The sequence below is a fragment of the Treponema sp. R6D11 genome, assembly GCF_054786075.1.
Genome location: NZ_BDHD01000116.1, coordinates 1 through 5,751, shown reverse-complemented (window position 1 = coordinate 5,751; position 5,751 = coordinate 1). Strand labels below are relative to the sequence as shown.

Below are 5,751 nucleotides of genomic sequence, written 5' to 3'. Positions count from 1 at the left end.
AGCCTGAAGCATAAAAAATGATTTTCAAATAACAGATCATGCTAATTTCTTGCTATGTAAGGAATTACGCATTTTAATTATTAGAATTACTAAGATTATTTATTGAAATTCTGATAATGGATATTATTTTTTCCTGTGGAAAACAAGTGGAAATCATGGATTTTTTGGCTTTTTTGCCCTTTTTTTAATATAAATAAATTGATAATATTTGCCCATTTGTAAGTCTGTCTCCCTTGCAACCATTTGCAAATCTTGGTATCTTATGACATAAGCAAGCATTTAATGTATTTTTCAAGGAGTATTTAAACAATGAGCATTGATACCAGCAGAATGCGGAACATCGGGATAAGCGCGCACATCGATTCGGGAAAAACAACCCTGTCTGAGCGTATTCTGTTCTACAGCAAAAAAATTCACGCTATTCACGAGGTTCGGGGCAAGGACGGCGTTGGCGCTACCATGGATCACATGGAACTTGAAAGGGAACGCGGCATTACAATTCAGTCCGCCGCGACTCAGGTAACATGGAAAGACCATACAATCAACATAATTGATACGCCCGGACACGTTGACTTTACTATCGAAGTTGAGCGCTCTTTGCGCGTTTTGGACGGAGCGATTCTTGTTCTTTGCGCGGTCGGCGGAGTGCAGTCGCAATCAATCACAGTTGACCGCCAGTTAAAACGCTACCATGTACCGCGTATCGCGTTTGTAAACAAGTGCGACCGTACCGGAGCTAACCCTTTTAAGGTGCAGAAACAGTTAGGTGAAAAGTTAGGGCTTAACGCGGTTATGATTCAAATTCCTATCGGGCTTGAAGATAAACTTGAAGGCGTTGTAGACCTTATTTCCATGAAAGCCGTCTACTTTGACGGAGATCAAGGCGAAACAATCCGCAATGCGGAAATTCCCGCTCACTTAAAAGCGGAAGCGGATAAATACCGAGAAGAACTTCTTGAGGCTCTCTCAATGTTCTCCGACGAGCTTGCGGAAAAATTTCTTGAAGGTGGAGCTATTCCCGAAGATTTAATTCACGCGGCAATTCGCAAAGGCACTCTTGCGGAGCAATTTGTGCCTGTTATGTGCGGCTCCGCTTACAAGTTTAAAGGCATTCAGCCGCTGATGGACGGAGTAACAAATTATCTTCCCAATCCTACGGAAGTAAAAAACTATGCCCTTGATCTTGATAAAAACGAAGAAAGCATCGAGCTTAACGCCGATGAAAAAAGCCCGACTGTCGCGCTTGGCTTTAAGCTGGAAGACGGTCAATATGGTCAGCTAACGTATGTCAGAATTTATCAAGGTAAATTAAAAAAAGGCGATGAGTTGCAAAACACCCGCGCCGGTAGAAAATTTAAAGTTGGTCGGCTTGTGCGTATGCATGCGGACAGCATGGACCGGTAGAAAATTTAAAGTTGGTCGGCTTGTGCGTATGCATGCGGACAGCATGGAAGATATTAACGAAGGTGCGCCCGGCGACATTGTAGCCCTGTTTGGGATTGACTGCGCTTCCGGCGACACATTCTGCGGCGGCGGGCTTAACTACGCGATGACATCGATGTTTGTTCCCAACCCCGTTATTTCTCTGGCTATTTCGCCGAAGGATAAAAAAAGCGCCGACCAAATGGCAAAAGCTCTTAACCGCTTTACAAAAGAAGACCCCACCTTTCAAACTTATGTCGATCCTGAATCGAACCAGACAATTATTAAGGGAATGGGCGAGCTTCATCTTGAAGTTTACATTGAGCGTATGCGACGTGAGTACAAGTGCGAGCTTGATACCGGTATGCCGCAAGTCGCTTACCGCGAAACAATTACGCAAAAAGCGGAATTTAACTATACCCACAAAAAGCAAACAGGCGGCGCGGGACAATTTGGGCGCGTGGCAGGTTACATGGAGCCGTACTTTGAAGGCGATTACGAATTTGTCGATATGATTAAGGGCGGATCAATTCCCACCGAGTATGTGCCAAGCTGCGATAAAGGATTTAAAGAGGCGATTAAAAAGGGCAGTCTTATCGGCTTCCCAATCGTCAATATCCGCTGTGTTATCAACGATGGTCAGAGCCACCCGGTAGACTCGTCGGATATCGCATTCCAGTCTGCGGCAATAGGCGCTTTCCGCGAAGCGTATAACAAGGCAAGACCCTGTATTCTTGAACCTATCATGAAAGTGTCGGTGGAAGGACCTACTGAATTTCAGGGAAATATTTTTGGCTCGATTAACCAAAGGCGTGGTATAATAGTATCTTCCGTTGAGGAAGGGCATTTTTCACGCGTAGAAGCCGAAGTTCCGTTAAGCGAAATGTTTGGTTATTCGACAGTTTTGCGTTCGCTCACTCAAGGAAAAGCCGAGTTTACAATGGAGTTTGAAAAATATTCAAAAGTTCCGCAGGGCGTTTCCGAAGAGTTAATAAAAAACGCGGAAAAAAAGAAGAAAGACGGTAAGTAATTAGGAGAAAATAATGGTATTAAGTGAACTTATACAGCGCAGTCCAATTCGCATTTTTGAACAAACAATTAAGGGCGGATTAAAAGCCGGAGAAATCGGAGTTATCGCTTCACCTAACGGGGTGGGAAAGACGTCGGTTCTTGTACAGCTTGCCCTTGATAAACTTCTTCAGGGAAAAAAAGTAATTCATGTTTCTTTTTCAAGCCACAATTCATTGGGACAGCTTATTCATCATGTGCCTGTTTGGTATAACGATATTTTTGATGAATTTATCAGCAAAAAAAATCTTGAGAACGCGGTTGAAATAAAAGACAACCTTGTTAAAAACCGAGTATTAATGAATTTTAATCAGGACGGAATTACAAAAGATCAACTTCTTAAAAGTTTAAGGGCAATGATAATAGAAGGGGGCTTTAAAGCCGATTCAATTATTATTGACGGGTTTGATTTCTCGCAAACGGATAAAGAAACTATTGCCGCCGTAAAAACATTCGCTACAGAATTGGGAGTCGGCGTTTGGTACAGCTGTTCCGTAAAAGACGAAGCGTCTCAGTACGATAAAGAAAACATACCTGTAATGTTAAACAGTTTTATTGACAGTATTGATATTGTAATAATTTTACAACCAAAACATGATCATGTTGAGCTTTCAATTTCTAAGGACAGGGATTCGATTATTTCCAAGGCAATGGCGATGAAGCTTGATCCTAAAACTCTGTTGATATTGGAATCATAATTTAACATTGGCGGATATTATTAAATGAATGTACGCATAACCCCGCGCCGATTTACCGGTAGTGTCAGAATACCCGCTTCCAAGTCTCATACAATTAGGCAATTACTGATTGCCTCTCTTGCGGACGGCGAATCCGAAATTAAGTACCCGCTTGATTCATTGGATACGCGTTCCTGTCTTGCCGCTTGCAAGGCTTTCGGCGCGGAAATAGCGGAACAATGTAACGGAGATAAAATAGTCAGTTGGAAAGTACGGGGTAACGGCGGTTTTAAAAAGGGAATAAATCCCGGCACAAAAATTGATGTTGGCAATTCCGGCACGACTCTTTACCTTGCGCTTGCCGTTGCCGGGCTTCAACAACAGCCGATTGAATTTGCAGGCGATGAGCAGATTCAAAAACGAAGCGCCGCTCCCCTTCTTGACGCATTGGCGGAGTTGGGTGTTACTTCGCAGAGCAATAACGGTTGCGCTCCAATCACGATAAAAGGCGCTTGGAAGGGCGGCAAGGTAAGCCTTCCGTGTCCTACAAGCCAGTACTTATCGGCAATTTTAATTGCCTCTCCGTTAGCTCCCGCAGGCGTTGTTACGGAAATTGATGTTCCCCTGCTTAACGAAAAACCATATATCGAGATGACCCTTTCCTACTTAAAAGCCCACGGCATTCCATACAGTGTTTCGCCTGATTTTTCACATTTTTCTATCCCCGGCGGCTCGTCATGGAAAGCGTTTTCCTCCTCAGTACCAGGTGACTTCTCGTCAGCCGCCTTCCCAGCCGCCGCCGCCGCAATTACAGGCGGGTCTGTAACCCTGCTCGGTCTTGATCCGCAAGATACTCAAGGGGACAAGTTTTTCCTTGAAATGTTGGAAAAAATGGGTTGTAATGTCCAATACAACAATGACCGCGAAAACGGCTTATCCATAACCGTATTCAGAAACGGCGCTCTTCACGGCGGAAACTTCGATTTAAACAAAACCCCCGATCTGCTCCCCGCGGCGGCGGTTACAGCCGCTTTTGCTGACGGAGACACTTCTCTTGTAAATGTCGCCCACGCCCGTATCAAAGAAACTGACCGAATTGCCGTAATGACGCAAGAGTTAGCAAAGCTTGGAATACGTTGCACTGAATTACCGGATGGTCTTATTATTCACGGAAAAGGCGCATTGTCTCCGCCTGAAACCCCTGTCATTGAAGGGCACAACGACCATAGAATCGTTATGGCTTTTGCAGTTGCGGCTCTTGGAAGTCCCATTCCTGTCGAAATAACCACCGCTGAGTGCGCCGCAGTCACATATCCTGGCTTTATAGACGGAATTATAGGTTAATTTCCTTATTATCTCCTCATTATTATAAATATTTATTGACGTCAATGAATAATGAGGGTATGATAATTATTAATAGAATTTATATAAAAACACGGAATTTTACTGTTTACAATAAGATAAGTTAAATACGCTGATAAAAGAGCGCATTTACAATGCGATAATCCGTTATGCAGGGAGTATTTAGTGAATTTTAAAAAAAAGCTGTTTTTTACATTTGTTATTTACGCTCTCCTGCTTACTTTTTGCCGTTCTTCCAATGGGAGTGCGTCTGAATCAACTTATAATTATGTTCCTTCACAACCGGACATGGTGCGGGAATACCCGCTTGAATCTGTCAGCGGTAAAACAGCGTTTAATTATTTTAAAGATGAAAAAATATTTTCCGGCTGGAATTTGGGAAACACTTTAGATTCATATTCAGGCGGAGTGGCAAGCGAAACAGTCTGGGGTAACCCTCCCATTAATCAGGAGATAATGAACGGCGTAAAAAAAGCAGGGTTCGATATTATCCGTATTCCGATAACATGGATGGGTTATTTTGGTATGCCGCCCGATTACCGCATCAGTTCCGCTCGTCTTGAGCGCGTAGCGTCCGCTGTGGAAATGGCGCATAACGCAGGATTAAAAGTAATCATTAATATTCACCATGACGGTTCAACTCCGGAAGAAGGTAGAGACGACGGTTGGCTTTCAATTTCAAAGGCTTTAAAAGGCAAAAGCGAGTATGCTCAAATAACGCACCAGTTTGCGCGTGTTTGGGATCAGGTTGCCGCGTATTTTAAAAATTACGGCGATTGGCTTATGTTTGAATCAATGAACGAGATTCACGACGGCGGCTGGGGCTGGAGTTATAATTTTCAAGCCTTTCCGAAATTTCAAACTGATATTGTTAATAAATGGAATCAGCTTTTTACGGACAGGGTACGAGCGGCAGGCAGCAATAACGCCAACCGTTATCTGGTTATTCCCGCCTATTGCACTCAACCGCAACAAACGCTGTCAGGCGCTTTTGAACTGCCAAAAGACACTACGCCCGGCAAACAGATTGTTACTTTCCATTACTATGATCCTTATGAATTCAGCATAGCAAGTAAACGTTCCGCATGGGGAACAGACGGCGACAAACAAAAAATAGACAGTGATTTTGCGCCTTTTAAAAAGGTTTTTATAGATAATGATATTCCGGTAATAATTGGGGAAACAGGCGCGGCATTGCAACTGTATCCAAACGACAAAGGAG

Annotated in this window: 3 protein-coding genes and 1 pseudogene; all 4 read left to right on the top strand. The window is 43.5% G+C overall.

Annotation, left to right across the window (positions count from 1 at the left end; translation table 11 throughout):
* Positions 1–309 precede the first annotated feature (309 nt).
* Positions 310–2,452 (top strand): annotated as a pseudogene (locus ACYVTD_RS09300) (elongation factor G).
* A gap of 13 nt (positions 2,453–2,465) precedes the next feature.
* Complete coding sequence (locus ACYVTD_RS09295) at positions 2,466–3,188, top strand: AAA family ATPase (RefSeq protein WP_461247501.1); 723 nt, start codon at positions 2,466–2,468, stop codon at positions 3,186–3,188.
* 24 nt (positions 3,189–3,212) lie between these two features.
* Positions 3,213–4,511, top strand: a complete 1,299-nt coding sequence (gene aroA / locus ACYVTD_RS09290) for a 3-phosphoshikimate 1-carboxyvinyltransferase (protein WP_461247500.1) — start codon at positions 3,213–3,215, stop codon at positions 4,509–4,511.
* Positions 4,512–4,694: 183 nt separating this feature from the next.
* On the top strand, positions 4,695–5,751 hold a 1,057-nt coding region (locus tag ACYVTD_RS09285), incomplete at its 3' end, for a glycoside hydrolase family 5 protein (protein WP_461247499.1).

Coding starts and splice junctions, on each gene's coding strand:
- ACYVTD_RS09295 (WP_461247501.1), top strand. CDS start 2,466: ATGGTATTAAGTGAACTTATACAGCGCAGTCCAATTCGCATTTTTGAA.
- aroA (WP_461247500.1), top strand. CDS start 3,213: ATGAATGTACGCATAACCCCGCGCCGATTTACCGGTAGTGTCAGAATA.